The organism is Pseudomonas karstica (assembly GCF_009707515.1).
Taxonomy (GTDB): Bacteria; Pseudomonadota; Gammaproteobacteria; order Pseudomonadales; family Pseudomonadaceae; genus Aquipseudomonas; species Aquipseudomonas karstica.
On sequence record NZ_WLYI01000002.1, the window covers coordinates 161817 to 175980 of the forward strand.

Here is a 14164-nt window from a genome sequence, read left to right on the forward strand (position 1 = left end):
CCACAGGCGCCTGGGTGACAAACGGAGCGGCTATTGGCGAAGTTGATACGTTCAAAATTCAGATGCTCCCGTTTCAATACTTGGGCTTGCCGAAAATACGGCTGACAATATTTACGACCAGCACGATCATCACCAACACCAGCGAGGCCGCCCATGCGAGCTCGAGTTGGTTGTCGAAGGGCATGCCGGAGAAGTTGTAAATCAGTACGGCAAGCGACGCCGTCGGATTCATCACCTCCAGGCTGCCTTCGTGGTAGATCCAGTAGTTGCTGAACAATGCGGTAAACAACAACGGCGCGGTTTCGCCCGCTGCGCGCGCCACGGCCAGCATGACGCCGGTCAGGATCGCCGGCATGCCGGTAGGCAATACGATTTTCCAGATCACCTGCGAGCGAGTGCAGCCCATGCCGTAGGCGGCATCCTTCATGATCTTGGGCACCATTTTCATCGACTCTTCAGCCGTCAGCACGACGATAGGCAGCATCAGTACTGCCAGGGCCACGCCACCCGCCGGCGCCGAGTAGGTACCGGTGGTCATCACCACCAGGGCATAGGCAAAAACCCCGGCCAAAATCGAAGGCAAACCCGTGAGCATCTTCGCAGCGAAACGCGCGGCGTTGGCCAGCTTGCTGTCCGGTCCCAACTCAGCCAGAAAGATCGCAGCCATGATGCCGACCGGCACCGCGATTGCGGCCGCGATACCGACCATGACAAAGGTGCCTGCCATCGCGTTGCCAAAGCCGCCGCCAGTCTCGAAACCGGTGGGCGGCAGTTCGGTGAACACCTCCAGGCTAAGGCGAGCGCCCCCGCGCATGATCAACATGTAGAGCACGGAAATCAGGGGCACGCTGGCCAGCAGAGCGCCCCCCCAGACCAACGTGGTCAACACCAGGCTGCGCAGGGCGCGGCCTTCAAACTTGCGCTGCAGGCTTGGCAAGGCGGTTGTACGGGACGTGAGGTCATTCATCATTTGGTACCACGCTGGGCATAGACCATGATCATTGAGCCGATGATGTTCACCAGTAGCGTGATCAACATCAGTACCAGTGCGGCGTACATCAACACTTCAATCTCGTTCGGCCCTGCTTCGGGGAAATTCAGCGCCAACAAGGCCGCCAGGGTATTAGCCGGTGCAAACAGAGAAAGGGAAATATTGTTCGCGTTACCTACCAGCATGGCCAGGGCCATCGTTTCACCTAGCGCCCGGCCCAAACCCAGTACCAATGAACCAAAGATGCCGGTGGCAGCGGATGGCACCATCACCTTGAGAATCGCTTCCCAATGGGTGGTACCCATGCCATAAGCGGCCTGCTTGGTTTTCATCGGCACCCCTGTGAGGGCATCCTGCGAAACAGCGGCAATGGTCGGCAGAATCATGATGGCAAGTACCAACGCGGCGGGTAGCAGCCCCGGCCCGCTCAAGGACGTACCAAAAAAGGGCACCCAGCCGAGCTCGCTGTGCAACCACGCCGTCAGGGGCCGAATCGCCGGGATCACTACGTAGATCCCCCACAGACCGTAAACGACGCTGGGGATGGCCGCGAGCAACTCGACGATAGTGCGAAAGACGGCTGCAAGCTGCGCGGGCAGGAAATCCTGGGTCAGGAAAATCGCCATGCTGACGCCGAAAAAGCCGGCGATCATCAACGCGATCAGGGCGCTGTAGAGCGTGCCCCAAATGGCCGGCAGAATGCCGTACTTACCCTGATTGACGTCCCAGACGCTACCGAGAAGGACATCCAGACCGTGCTTTTCCATACCTGGAAATGCCTTGCGCCCCACCTCGAATACCAGCGCAAATACCAGCGCCAGCACCAGAATCACCCCCACACGCGCAAGCGCCCGGAAGGTGCGATCAACCAGAAAATCCTTCGTGGAAGGTGGTTGGCAGGCAGAATCCGGATTAACCGGCACGACAAAAGGTTTGTTCATTGGCGAGTTCCGGAGCTAGGGGAAACTCGCTCGGCGAGGCACGCAGCACACGCCGAGAGAGGACTTCCAGGTGTTACTGGATGTTGGCAGAAGCTTTGCGAACCGGATCGATGACGGCTTGTGGCAGTGGAATGTAGCCCATCGAATCGGCAATTTTCTGACCCTCGGTCAGGCCGTACTCAATCATTTCACGCATGGCCTTGGCCTTGGCCGGGTTCTCGTTGTGCTTGCGGAAGATCATCCAGGTGTAGGAAGTGATCGGGTAGGACTTGGCACCGTCTGGATCAGGCAACCAGGCCACCAGGTTTTCCGGCATTTTCACTGCAGCCAGCGCTTCGGCACCGCTTTCTGCGTTCGGCACAACGTACTGACCGGCCTTGTTCTGTAACTGGGCAAAGTCAACCTTGGCCAGCTTGGCGAAACCGTATTCGATGTAACCAATGGATCCCGGCGTCTGGCGTACGGTGGCCGTTACACCATCGTTCTTCGGCGACTTGATGAATTTGTCGCTGGCCGGCCAGTTGACCGTATTGCCTTCACCCAGTGCTTCTTTGAACGCAGGGTTGATTGCCGATATGTGCTTGGTAAATACCGCAGTGGTGCCGCTGGAGTCTGCACGCACGACAACGGTGATCGGCATATCGGGTAGCTTCAGTTCAGGGTTGGCCGCGACGATCTGTGGATCGTTCCACTGCGTGATCTTGCCCAGGAAGATATTGGAGTAAACGTCGCGCGGCAGTTTCAGCCCTTTGGGACTGTCCGGCAGGTTATAGGCCAACACGATTTCACCTGCAGTCATCGGCAGCAACTGCACGCCCTCGGCGACCTTGGCAATGTCTTCGTCTTTCATGGCCGAGTCACTGGCCGCGAAATCAACGGTTTTGTTCAGAAAATCCTGTACACCCGCACCGCTACCCTTGGACTGGTAATCCACGGTGACGCCAGCGGTTTTTTTGCTGAAATCCTTGAACCAGGTGAGGTAGATCGGTGCCGGGAAACTCGCTCCGGAACCTGTCAGACGGACGCTTTCCGCAGCAAAAGACACTGAGGTGGCACAAAGAGAAACCGTAACGGCGAGCGCAGCAGACTTCATCAAACTTTTCATCAAAGGGACTCCTTGCGATAACGGGCTCCCGAACTTTGCAGCATTTTTGTGAAGCTTTTATGAATGCCGCTAGCAAACCCCTCGTCTACCTGGCTCGTCTGTAAGCCACGCAACTTGCACCAAGTCGCGCTAGCGCTTGCCATCCCACTCCAATGCCACATCAGATACAAATCCAAAACTATGTGTTCGCGGGTAAAGCGGCATATATCCCAATGGCCGAAGAAGCTGTTTGCCCAAAGCTGGAGCTAGGCTTGCAACGAGCAGCGTAAGGCTGGAGGCATTCGAAAATTCAACCCCCCCTTATGCAAATAAGGAATTTAAATATCTCTAGTCAGTATTTTTAGAAATATTCAAATTCCCCTATAACTGTCCCTCATCAGCGACAGACAGCCGTACTGTTTGCGAACCAACAATCGGTTGAGTGACCGCAGAGCAACAACGCCCCCTGTTCAGTTTCCTCCAGGTGCTGACACTGCCCATTGGCGCAACCTGAGAACCCAGACCCTGCATGATCCGGTGGACTACCGTATCCATGAACGGTGTGAATGGGCGCTCAGTGCCAAGCGCCCCACTCCACCCTTCTACTCATAAGGCACACCCATGCAACTGCTGACCCTGCCCCCATCACCAACACTGGCCACCTCGATCAGGGCCACCGCCCAGGTTTTCGAAGACCCTCGATCACAGGCGCTACTCTCCCATGTGCAGCAGGTCGCGCCCAGCGAAGCCAGCGTGCTGATCATTGGCGAGACCGGCACGGGCAAGGAACTGGTCGCACGTCATATCCACAACCTCAGTGGGCGCCACAATGGGCCGTTCATGGCGGTCAACTGCGGCGCTTTCTCAGAAACCCTGGTGGAAGCCGAGCTGTTCGGCCATGAAAAAGGCGCCTTTACTGGCGCACTGACGGCCAAGGCTGGCTGGTTCGAAGAGGCCAATGGCGGCACGCTGTTCCTCGACGAAATCGGCGACCTGCCGATGCCGATTCAGGTCAAGCTGCTGCGCGTATTGCAGGAGCGCGAAGTGGTTCGGCTGGGCTCGCGCAAGAGTATCTCGATCAACGTACGAGTGCTGGCGGCGACCAATGTGCATCTGGAGAAAGCAATCAACGCCGGCCACTTTCGCGAAGATCTCTACTACCGCCTGAACGTGGTCAGCCTGCAGTTGCACCCGCTACGGGATCGGCCAGGCGACATCCTGCCGCTGGCCCGTCATTTCATCACCGAGTACAGCCGCCGGCTGGGCTACCAGGATGTGACCCTCAGCGAGGATGCCGTCCAGCGCCTGGCGCGCTACGACTGGCCGGGCAATATCCGTGAACTGGAAAACGTCATTCACCACACCCTGCTGATCTGTCGCGACCGACTGATCCGTGCGGAAAATCTGCATTTGTCTAACTTGCGCATTGCCCGCGAGAACGACAACCGGCCCCGCGAGGAAACAGCCGAGGAGTTGCTGCAACGCGCCTTCACCAAGCTGTTCGAGGAACAGAGCGGCGCGCTGCACGAGAAAGTCCAGGATACTTTGTTACGCACTGCGTACCGCTTCTGCCACCACAATCAGGTGCACACCGCCTGCTTGCTCGGGCTGTCGCGCAACATTACCCGCGCGCACCTGATCCGCATCGGCGAACTGATGGTCAACAAGCGCCGCCCGGGACAAAGCGCCCTGGGCAACCGGGTGATCAACCTGTCGATCTGAGCATTACCTCGCGTGCAGACTACTGGGTCAGTACCAGGCGCCAGCCCTCACGCAAACGCCGGGGCTTCGACGTGGGCCTGTTCCAATTCGCGTACCAGCGGCAGCACATGCTTGCCGAAGTACTCGACTTCTTCCTGAAAATGCAGGAAGCCGGACAAGATCAGGTCAACCCCGACGGCTTTCAGCGCGACGATGCGCTCGGCAATCTGTTGCGGCGTGCCGATCAGGTTCGTCTTGAAACCATCGTTGTATTGCACCAGGTCTTCGAAGCTCGACTTGGCCCAATTGCCATCGCCTTCGGGGCTCGCGCTCCCGGCATTCTTCACTTCGCTACCAAAGCCCTGCACCGCTTGCGGGTCGGCCTTGGCGATAATTTCTTCAAGCACCGCCCTGGCCTCGGCTTCGGTTTCACGGGCGATGATGAACGCGTTGACCCCCACCTTTACCGAATGCCCATTGGCAGCAGCCTTGCTGCGAATATCGTCGACCTGTGCCTTGATGCCTTCCACGCTGTTGCCGTTGGTGAAGTACCAGTCGGATACACGCGACGCCATGTCCCGGGCTGCCCGTGAGCTGCCGCCCTGGAAGATTTCCGGGTGCGGGCGCTGCAGCGGCTTGGGCTTGAGGGTGTAGTCGTGGAAACGGTAGAAATCACCGTGGAAGCTGAAGTTGTCCTGGGTCCAGATACCTTTCAAGGCGCGGATAAACTCTTCCGAGCGGCGATAGCGCTCATCATGGTCAAGCCACGGCTCACCGATGGCCCGGAACTCGCCCTTGAACCAGCCAGAGACGATGTTCACCGCCACGCGGCCCTGGGTGAACTGATCGATAGTCGCCAATTGCTTGGCCGCCAGTACCGGCGTCCACGGCCCTGGCAGGATCGCGGCAATAACCTTGAGCTTCTCGGTAGCGGCCAGCAGCGCGTGGCTGATGGTTACCGACTCGTGTTGGTTATCGGCGCCGTAACCTGCGGTAAAACGGATCTGCGACAACGCGTACTCAAAACCGGAGCGCTCGGCGATTTGCGCCAGCTTGCGGTTGTAATCAATGTCCCAACTGGTGCGCTGTTCGATCTTGCTGATCACCAAGCCACCGCTGACATTGGGCACCCAGTAGGCGAATTTGATCGGTTGTTGGCTCATACGATGTACTCCAGTAACAGCTCAGGCGGTAGCCAAGCCAGGGGTGGAAAAGTGTTGGACGATCGGTTCGATGGCACGCTCGATGCGCCCCAGCAGGTCCGCGTCGGTAATCTGGTAGTCGTTGAAGTCGGCCTCGCTGGCATACAGCCCGATGGGCAGCGAGTGGGCCTGGAAGAAGCCGAACAACGGGCGTAACTGGTGATCGATAACCAGCGCGTGGCGCTCGCTGCCACCGGTGGCGGCGAGCAACACCGGGGTATTGCGCAAGGCCAAGTGATGGACGAAGTCGAACAGGTGCTTGAACAATCCGGTATAGGACGCGCGGTATACCGGGCTGGCAGCGATCAGCAGGTCGGCCTCTTCGATCTCTTTCAGCGCTTGCTCAACGCTATCCGGCAGCGCTTCGCGGCGCAGCACGCCGGCGAACTGCGGGCCTATCTCGGTCAACTCCAAGACACGCACCTGCACTGGCAGACGCTGCTCCAGGCGCCCGAGCACCTGGTGTAAAAGAACCAGCGTGCGCGACGGGCGCTGCACGCTGCCGCAAATGGCCACTACCTTGAGCCTGTTGTCACTCATCACATTTCGCCTGGCTACTCGATCGAATCATGCAAGGGGTAGAGCAGCAACCGTGCCACAACAAAATAGTGTTATTTTTCAATCATATAGAATTAATTGGCGAACGCCGGAGCTGTTCGTTTCCGGGCAACCTGTTGAATAGCTGTTGCTCCACAAACAGCTATCCCGGCCTGCGAGAATTTCCTGGCCGCAGGTTTGTGTTGCCCCACAAACAGCGCATCAACAAGCTGTGCGTACATCGAACAGTCCGTGGGCCTGCGGCTCCGCGCACAGCCCCTTAAATACGGGCTCCACTGTTACGGCATGGCCTGTGCAATGGCCTGCATCCAGCCGTGTGCCTAGGCATGCGCCTTTTTAGTGTCCCGTAACCGGAGAGTTTGCATGACTGCCCAAGCCCAACACTTGCCGTCGCTGACCACCAGCATTGACTACGCCACCCTGGCCACACGCTTTCGGCCCATTTTCGCCCGTATTGCCGAAGGCGCCGTAGCCCGTGAGCGCGAGCGCGCCCTGCCCTATGAACAGATCCAGTGGCTGAAGGAAGCTGGCTTCGGTGCCGTGCGTGTCCCCGTTGAACACGGCGGGGCCGGTGCTTCTTTGCCCCAACTGTTCCAGTTGCTGATCGAGTTGGCCGAGGCCGATTCGAATATTACCCAGGCACTGCGCGGCCACTTCGCCTTTGTCGAGGACCGACTCAATGCCCAGGTCAGCGGTTCGCAGGCAGTCTGGTTCAAACGCTTCGTCGAGGGCGATCTGGTCGGCTGCGCCTGGACGGAAGTCGGCGCGGTGAAGATCGGCGACGTCATCACCCGCGTGTCTCGCCAGGGCGAGCAATGGGTAGTCAACGGCACCAAGTACTACAGCACCGGCAGCCTGTATTCGGACTGGATCGACCTGTTCGCCCGTCGCGACGACACCGGCGCCGACGTAATCGCCGCAATCCGCACCCAGCAGCCTGGCGTGCGTCAGAGCGACGACTGGGATGGCTTTGGCCAGCGCACCACCGGCAGCGGTACCTCGGTGTTCGAGAATGCGCGGGTCGAAGAAGAGAACATCATCGATTTCGCGACCCGCTTCAAATACCAGACGGCTTTCTATCAACTGGTCCTGCTCGCGGTGCTGGTCGGATCCGGGCGCGCTGCCCTGCGCGACTTCTCTGCAGAAGTGGGCAAGCGCACGCGGGTATTCAGCCACGGCAATGCACCGTCCACCCGCCAGGATCCGCAGATCCTGCAGGTGATCGGCAAAGCCAGCGGCCTGGTCTACGCCAGCGAGGCCGCCACCCTGCGCGCGGCCCAAGCAGCGCAAGCGGCCTACCTTGCCCACTTCACCGACGACGCCGAAACCGAGCGCCAGGCCAATATCGCGGCGGAGCTGGAGTCGGCCCAGGCCCAGGTGGTGGCGGTCGAACTGGTACTGCGCGCCACCAGTGACCTGTTCAACACCCTCGGCGCGTCGGGCACCAGCACCGCCAAGCAACTCGACCGTCACTGGCGCAACGCGCGCACCGCCTCGTCCCATAACCCGGTGATCTATAAAGAGCGCATCATCGGCGACTGGCACGTCAACGGTACCGAGCCACCCTACGTGTGGCAGATCGGCGGCGCCAAGCAAGGCTGAAACCCAAGCGCCCCGTGTTCAACGGGGCACCTTGACGCCGCATGGGCCGGGGCAATCAACACAGCAACGTGACCGTCACCGGCGAGCAACTCATCAAGCAGGACACTCAGCGAGTGGCCTGAAGCCGCTGCAAAAGCTCGGTTCTCTTTTGTTGGTCCGCCTGCTCTTTCGCCAATAGTTCCGGCAATAGGTCAACGGCCTGTTGTGGGCCAAGAATGAACACTCCGTCACTGTCGCCAATGGCAATGTCCCCCGGCCGCACCGTGACGCCCGAGATCTGGATCGGTTGGTTGACCTCGCCGCCCTGACCCAGGCTGCGGGTGGTAAAGGCACTGACGCTACGACTGAATACAGGCAAACGATGCATGCGCAAAGCGACAACGTCAGTCACCGCGCCGGATACCACCACCCCGGAAAGGCCCTTGATCAGCCCGGCCAGGGTTCGCAATTCACCCCAACAGGCACACTCGGGGTCGCCCACACATTCGACCACCAACACATCCCCGGGCTGGCTGAGCAACAAGGCCTCGCGCAGAACGCTGCCGTCGGGGGTAAAAAGCTTGACGGTGACGACCTTGCCGATCATGCGCAGGTTGTCGAACAGGGGCCGGATGCCACGCAGGTAACCGATGTCAGTGAAGTGGCCAATAGTCGACGAAGCGATGTTGCCGTATTGCGCCAATACCGAGGTTCGCGATGGCGCGATTGAATCGTTCATGGTTTTTTTCTCTTTCGAAGCAACGGACAGGCCGAGCAGTATTCAACGGGGTTACTGGCCTGGTAATAAAAGCAACAGGTGCGCCGCAGCCGTCGACAGCCCTCACCGCTTGCAAGCGGCATCGGTGGGCGGTGGAAATGACGCAGCGGGTTATAGTCCAGACCGAACAGCGCTGGCTCGGCGTGGTTGAGCAGCCAGTCGAAATCGGCTTCGACACGGCGCTGTATCTGCGGGTCTTGCAGGCCCGCCATGCGTTTTTCATAAAGCGAGTACACCCGTACCGCCGTGTTTTCCCAGAGGATGCGCCGCGAGATACCGCTGACCTGGGCGAAGAGATCCCACAACGGTTTGAGGAGCCCGGCAAACAAGCTGCTGACCAGGGATTCGCGCCAGGCATCACGACCACCCGGGGCTCCCAAGGCATGGCTCAGCGGCTGGAGATCATGCAACGGCATCGAAGAGGTCCAGAGTCCCTCATCGTGGCCATATTCAATGACGCAATTGTCCAGTGAAAACTGCAGCCCCTTGTCGCAGGCCGACAAGGAGTAGAGACAAGCACCGGTGGCCAGGAATGAAATCCGCTTGCTCAGCAACGAAGCCGTAATCGCCCGGGACGGCGAACCGAGGATCGGCGTCAAGTGATCCAGCAGTCGCAGGCATTCCCCACCTTTCAACAGCTCACGGGCCGCCAGGGAGCGCGCCACATCGCGCGCGCCCAGCGGCTTGAGCCGCAAGGCACCGCCGAGCACCGACCATTCTTCGGGCGTGAAATGGCACGACGATTCGACGGCAGCGGGTTCAGCCCTGGACATGGGTCACCCTTACAGGTTTGACCGCCATGCCCTCAGCCCTCAGGGGACAATCGGTGGAACGGGTTGACCACTTCACCCTTCCCGAACGGCATGCTGCCCGGCCCACCCGCTCGCTCGATCATCGGCGTGAGCAATAGCTTCTGCGGCCAGTTCGGCGCCTCGAACAGCTGACGCTTGATCATCGCCCGCGCTTCGTCGTCGAAGTCGATGCTTTCGATCAACTCGTCCAGCACATTACGCAGGACCAGCCACAAACCTCTCACCGGGATCGAGTAAACCTGGGCCAGAGTGTCCATGATCGCCCGCATGTTGACCTGGATGCCGAGGGTCTGCAGCCAGAACAACAGGTCTTCGGGACGTTCGTGGTACAGGGTGTTGGCATGACCTTTCTTGATGCGATACACCGGGTCGGCCATGCCGTTGCGTTCCAGCCACGGCACGAAAATACGCAGCGAATCGTGGTCGCGTAGCAGCAAGCCATCGGCATGGCCGTCCTTCCAGACCAGCACCGCGTTCTGCCCATGCACCTCGCCCAACATGCCGAGGCGGAACATGCGCAGGTTGATGTCGAAGAAGCTGTGCGCCAGTTCGCGGAACAGCGTCAGCACTGACTGGGCATCGGCCGGCAAGTTGCGGTAGTGCATCCAGTCATCGAAGAAGTGACGGTTACTGCCCGGCAACGGCGTGCCGAGGGCAGCCATCGGCAGCAGCCGGCAATCAGCGTCGTCAAGCAACGCGCTTGGGTAGCCGCGAACCATGGCCGACAGGTGCCGGGGCGCTTCGTCGAACAGCGTCGCCTCGGGCGGCATGAAGGCCCACCACTTGCTCTCGTCGCACAAGTGCAACGATTGACCCAGGATTGGATCTTTTTCCAGTACTTCGTGGAGCAAGGCTTCGCTCAGGCCACCGTTGATCATCTTCACCGCCGGCAAGTAACGCGAAGCACCCAGGGAATGGATCGCCATCGGCAGCTTGAGGTAATCGGCGCTGTTGAAGCATGGCGTCATGGATCGCAGGGACGAGGTGGCGAAGAAGGCCCCGTCATTGAAGCTCAGGCGTTGGCAGTCGCCCTTGGCAAATGCATCGCCCAGTTGTTTGTCGAGCACATGCTCCCATTGCCAAGGGTGGACCGGCAGCGCGATGTGGCTGTCGGCCAAGCCGCGCGCGTGCATTTCCTGGTCGAGCCGGGCCTGCAGATCCTGGGGCAGCAGGTAGTGTGCCGGATAGCACTGGGCCAAGTCGCCAACGCCTTCGCCGCATTGCAGCAAGGTGCGGTCCACCGCCACCCAGTTCAACGCCACCGGGCGGGCGAGTTCCGCCTGGTAACGCAGGTATTCTGCATCGCTGAGCCCCTGCTTGGCCTTCGCCAATGGGTGGTACGGACGGTCACGCAGCGACGCCCATTGCTCCATGGTGCGAAAAAACGTCGCGCCGTCCTGAGCCATCAACCCTTGGTCATCGACGGCGTGAGACAAGGACAGCGCCGTTTGGGTGACGCTGGTCTGCAGCACGTCGAGAAACAGTGCCAGGCCTTTATCGTTGTCCTTGAAGCGCTCGGCCATCGAGCCAAACACGCGCTTCATGAAGTCGTCCGGCGACAAAGTGGTCCACTGCTCATCCTGGCGCGCCAGCACCGGCGTGCCCGGCACCTTTTCCCATTGCTGGGTAATGCCAGGACGCAGGGCGATGCTGATAAAGCGCTGCTCGCTCGGGTCGCAGCTCCATTCCCAGACCTGGTGCGTTGCGCCCAGGGCCGGGGCTTGTGGATGGGCCTGCTGCCAGTCGTCGAGGCTCACCAGCGGCAGTGGATCGGTGCCGAAAAAATGCTCGGCCAGCAGGCAGTCGATCAAGTCTTGCATGACGATGTCGGCGGCTTGGGCCAAGGCCTGTGTGGTCAGGGTGTGCATGTTTCATTGTCCTTCTGAAGAAAGTGTGGCCAAGCGGCCTTGAAGCGCTCGAAACGCGATACCACGTTCGTCGCCCAACACAAAAGTGTTCACCCCGCGAGCCCGCCAGCGGGCGTGGTCATCGGGCTGGCGGGGAATCGCGCAATACGGCACCTGGGCCTTGCGAGCAGCCTGCCAGGTGTCCTGCAGCGCCTGCTGCACCGCAGGCTCGTTGATCCGCCAGGGCATGCCCAACGACTGGGACAGGTCGGCCGCGCCTTCAAGGATCATGTCCAGCCCCGGCACCGCTGCAATCTCTGCAGCCCGTCGCGCCCCTTCGACGCTTTCAATCATCGCCACCACCAGGATTTGCTCATTGGCCAGGCCAACGTATTCGGCCAGGCTGTGTTTACCAAACGATCCAGGGCGCCCGGCATTCAGGCTGCGTCGGCCCAACGGGTGGTATTTGCAAGCAGCAATCGCCTCCGCGAGCTGCTCAGGGCCCTCGATCATCGGCAGCACGATCCCCTGGGCGCCGCCGTCCAGCAGGCGCAACAGGGTTTTCGGGTTCAGGTCCGCAACCCGCACCAACGGCGTGATGGCATAGGCCTCGGCCATGCGGATCATGTGTTCCACTGTTTCCGGATTGATCAGCACATGTTCCATGTCGATGATCACGAAGTCGTAACCGGCCTCGGCGATCAGCTCAATGGCCGCCGCTGACGCAATAGAACTGATCAGGCCATAGGCGGCCTCCCCCGCACGGAGCTTGAGCTTGAGTTGATTGGTTCTCAGCATGCTTGCGACCTGAAGGCATGCAACGGGTTGGGCACCGATTTGAAGCGACGCTCACCATCACCCAGCAGACGCCTTTTGGTGAGTTCTTCCACTTCATAAGAAGGTGCGAACACGTCGAACAGCGCGAACCGCTCGCGATGCTGCGGATGGGCGGCCTGGTACGCGCTGATGACGTCGGCGGTCATCTGCCAGAAGCGGGTTTCGTCCAACTGATAGTGCTGGTTGAGGAAAATCGACATCTCGGCCAGACAGATGAAGAAGAAACAATCGCAGGAGAAGTCGCGCACCGCATTGACGTCATCGGTGAGGATGAACGAGTTGCGGTTCAGCCTGGCGTGGCTGGCGGGCAGCGGTACCAAGGTCGGGCACAGCTGCGGGCGCGCGAGGTGCGCGGGCGAATAACGCACGCCGTCGTGGAAATCCTTGAGGGCGATGCGCTGCGGCCAACCATCCTTGAGGATCAGCACAATGTTCTGCCCGTGGGACTCCATGCCGATGCCTTCGGCGTACAGCATGTGGATGATCGGCGGCACGGTGACTTCCAACAACCGCTGGGTCCAGGCCTGCAAGCCGTATTGGGCGATCCAGGTGTCGATGAAGGGGCTTTCCTCACCGTTGCTGTAACGGTTCTCCACATGGCTCAGGCCGTTGAACGGCACGGCATGTTCGTCCGCTTTCAGGTAGCCGTGGATGCTTTCGCGCCAGATCGCGCCCAAGGTGCCATAGGTTTGTGGCCCACGGGTGGCAGGCAGATGGTCATAACTGAAACTGACGCCGGCCACTTCACCGAGGATCACGAAACCCAGCGCTTGGGCGGTGCTGTCGGTGGCGATCAGTTGTTGCAGCCAGTCGGTGATGATCGGGCCGTTCATCACCGTGTGCCGCGCCAGGATTCGCGTGCTCGAGGTGTTGGTCATGCTCATCGCCAGCTTCACATAGGGCCGCAGCGGCGTACTGGCGTTGGCCAGGGTACGGATCGATTGTTGGGCCTTGTACTGATCGTCCGAAACGCCGAGGTAAATCAGCTCGCCATTGACCAGCTCGGGGTAAAAGTACGGGACAATGGTGTTTTCCCACTGCCACGGGTGGACCGGAATCACCCAGTAATCGTCCGGCGACTTGCCCTGGTTCTGCAGGGCTGTCGCCATTTGCTGCCAGCGGTTCTCCCCGGTTTCCTGGCGAATGAAAGCGTCGAAATCCATCTTCTGCGAATGGTTCATTGCCCCACAAGCCTTCGCCACGGCCAGCCATACAATGGCGATGGGCGTGGCGAATTCCGGCCCGTATTTGGTGTTGTCTTCCAGTGAAAAGCCGATCCGCGATTTGTAGCACGGGTGGTAGCTGTGGGCGTCCATGAAATGCTGTTCCAGCGCATCCACATCCAGCAAATGCACTGGGCGTCCAGCACTGTAGCCCTGGCTGCGGGCTTGCAGGTCCTTGAGCTGGGTCTGCTCCAGTTCCTGGATGAAACGCGGCAGATGGGCGCTGCCCTCGAACTCCCTCAGCAGCTCGGCCAGCGCCTGGTGAAGATTCGGCGCAGTGGCCTGGCCGGTGTGATCGACCCGCTCCAGGCTGGCATGATCCAGGCGAATAAGCTCGAAACTGGTGCTGCGCAGGCCGTTGCAACGGTACTCCACCGGTTGTTGTTCGGCGTCGGTGCCTTGCACAATGAAGCGACGATGGCCGTTGTCCAGCACTTGGTCTTGATAGGGCAGCACATCTTCATACAACAGGGTTTGCAGCAATTGGCCGACCACCCGCTGTTGCACTCGCTGGCACACATCGGGGTCAACGTTCGCCAGCCAGGCACCGGCCGTCAGGGAAGGTGTGGGATGCAGGTTTTTTTCGAAAGTCGTCATGGAAATTCCTTG

Annotated in this window: 12 protein-coding genes and 1 pseudogene; 3 read left to right on the top strand and 10 right to left on the bottom strand. The window is 60.0% G+C overall.

What is annotated here, in order from left to right; all coding sequences use genetic code 11:
• Positions 1-73: 73 nt before the first annotated feature.
• The 3 genes from pstA to pstS form a co-directional block, all read right to left on the bottom strand.
• Positions 74-967, bottom strand: coding sequence for a phosphate ABC transporter permease PstA (pstA, locus tag GIR22_RS02220; RefSeq protein ID WP_154741716.1), 894 nt, complete (start codon positions 965-967; stop codon positions 74-76).
• Positions 967-1932 (bottom strand): phosphate ABC transporter permease subunit PstC, encoded by a 966-nt coding sequence (pstC, locus tag GIR22_RS02225; RefSeq protein WP_154741717.1) that lies wholly within the window; start codon positions 1930-1932, stop codon positions 967-969. The genes pstA and pstC overlap by 1 nt, the downstream gene beginning before the upstream one ends.
• Positions 1933-2005: 73 nt before the next feature.
• Positions 2006-3037, bottom strand: coding sequence for a phosphate ABC transporter substrate-binding protein PstS (gene pstS / locus GIR22_RS02230; RefSeq protein ID WP_154741718.1), 1032 nt, complete (start codon positions 3035-3037; stop codon positions 2006-2008).
• A 477-nt stretch (positions 3038-3514) separates the two neighbouring features.
• Between pstS and GIR22_RS26215 the strand changes: the two are divergent.
• Positions 3515-3628, top strand: a pseudogene (locus GIR22_RS26215) (acyl-CoA dehydrogenase family protein); the annotation flags it as partial.
• Positions 3629-3637: 9 nt separating this feature from the next.
• A complete protein-coding gene (locus GIR22_RS02240; RefSeq protein ID WP_154741719.1) occupies positions 3638-4738 on the top strand; it encodes a sigma-54 interaction domain-containing protein in 1101 nt (366 codons plus the stop codon).
• Positions 4739-4785: 47 nt separating this feature from the next.
• Here GIR22_RS02240 and sfnG read toward each other — a convergent pair whose 3' ends face one another.
• Both sfnG and msuE read right to left on the bottom strand, forming a co-directional pair.
• Positions 4786-5880 (bottom strand): dimethylsulfone monooxygenase SfnG, encoded by a 1095-nt coding sequence (sfnG, locus tag GIR22_RS02245; RefSeq protein ID WP_154741720.1) that lies wholly within the window; start codon positions 5878-5880, stop codon positions 4786-4788.
• Positions 5881-5901: 21 nt separating this feature from the next.
• Positions 5902-6459 (bottom strand): FMN reductase, encoded by a 558-nt coding sequence (msuE, locus tag GIR22_RS02250; RefSeq protein WP_154741721.1) that lies wholly within the window; start codon positions 6457-6459, stop codon positions 5902-5904.
• A gap of 381 nt (positions 6460-6840) precedes the next feature.
• Between msuE and GIR22_RS02255 the strand changes: the two genes are divergently transcribed.
• Positions 6841-8079, top strand: a complete 1239-nt coding sequence (locus GIR22_RS02255; RefSeq protein WP_154741722.1) for an acyl-CoA dehydrogenase family protein — start codon at positions 6841-6843, stop codon at positions 8077-8079.
• A 106-nt stretch (positions 8080-8185) separates the two neighbouring features.
• On the opposite strand, the gene GIR22_RS02260 is transcribed toward GIR22_RS02255, so the two are convergent.
• The 5 genes from GIR22_RS02260 to GIR22_RS02280 are packed head-to-tail and all read right to left on the bottom strand — an operon-like array spanning position 8186 to position 14152.
• Positions 8186-8797, bottom strand: coding sequence for an RraA family protein (locus GIR22_RS02260; protein WP_154741723.1), 612 nt, complete (start codon positions 8795-8797; stop codon positions 8186-8188).
• Positions 8794-9609, bottom strand: coding sequence for an IucA/IucC family C-terminal-domain containing protein (locus GIR22_RS02265; RefSeq protein ID WP_154741724.1), 816 nt, complete (start codon positions 9607-9609; stop codon positions 8794-8796). The genes GIR22_RS02260 and GIR22_RS02265 overlap by 4 nt, the downstream gene beginning before the upstream one ends.
• 32 nt (positions 9610-9641) lie before the next feature.
• Positions 9642-11516: an IucA/IucC family protein gene (locus GIR22_RS02270; protein WP_154741725.1), complete on the bottom strand. Its 1875-nt coding sequence runs from the start codon at positions 11514-11516 to the stop codon at positions 9642-9644.
• A gap of 3 nt (positions 11517-11519) precedes the next feature.
• Positions 11520-12293 carry an HpcH/HpaI aldolase family protein gene (locus tag GIR22_RS02275; protein WP_154741726.1) on the bottom strand — a complete coding sequence of 258 codons (774 nt, stop codon included), beginning with the start codon at positions 12291-12293 and terminating at the stop codon, positions 11520-11522.
• Positions 12287-14152 carry an IucA/IucC family protein gene (locus GIR22_RS02280; RefSeq protein ID WP_154741727.1) on the bottom strand — a complete coding sequence of 622 codons (1866 nt, stop codon included), beginning with the start codon at positions 14150-14152 and terminating at the stop codon, positions 12287-12289. The genes GIR22_RS02275 and GIR22_RS02280 overlap by 7 nt, the downstream gene beginning before the upstream one ends.
• Positions 14153-14164: the final 12 nt, after the last annotated feature.

Bases quoted from the DNA above. Each gene is read 5' to 3' on its own strand.
- msuE (WP_154741721.1), bottom strand. From the start codon at position 6,459: ATGAGTGACAACAGGCTCAAGGTAGTGGCCATTTGCGGCAGCGTGCAG.
- GIR22_RS02270 (WP_154741725.1), bottom strand. From the start codon at position 11,516: ATGCACACCCTGACCACACAGGCCTTGGCCCAAGCCGCCGACATCGTC.
- GIR22_RS02240 (WP_154741719.1), top strand. From the start codon at position 3,638: ATGCAACTGCTGACCCTGCCCCCATCACCAACACTGGCCACCTCGATC.
- GIR22_RS02275 (WP_154741726.1), bottom strand. From the start codon at position 12,293: ATGCTGAGAACCAATCAACTCAAGCTCAAGCTCCGTGCGGGGGAGGCC.
- GIR22_RS02260 (WP_154741723.1), bottom strand. From the start codon at position 8,797: ATGAACGATTCAATCGCGCCATCGCGAACCTCGGTATTGGCGCAATAC.
- pstC (WP_154741717.1), bottom strand. From the start codon at position 1,932: ATGAACAAACCTTTTGTCGTGCCGGTTAATCCGGATTCTGCCTGCCAA.
- GIR22_RS02280 (WP_154741727.1), bottom strand. From the start codon at position 14,152: ATGACGACTTTCGAAAAAAACCTGCATCCCACACCTTCCCTGACGGCC.
- sfnG (WP_154741720.1), bottom strand. From the start codon at position 5,880: ATGAGCCAACAACCGATCAAATTCGCCTACTGGGTGCCCAATGTCAGC.
- pstS (WP_154741718.1), bottom strand. From the start codon at position 3,037: ATGAAAAGTTTGATGAAGTCTGCTGCGCTCGCCGTTACGGTTTCTCTT.
- GIR22_RS02255 (WP_154741722.1), top strand. From the start codon at position 6,841: ATGACTGCCCAAGCCCAACACTTGCCGTCGCTGACCACCAGCATTGAC.
- GIR22_RS02265 (WP_154741724.1), bottom strand. From the start codon at position 9,609: ATGTCCAGGGCTGAACCCGCTGCCGTCGAATCGTCGTGCCATTTCACG.
- pstA (WP_154741716.1), bottom strand. From the start codon at position 967: ATGAATGACCTCACGTCCCGTACAACCGCCTTGCCAAGCCTGCAGCGC.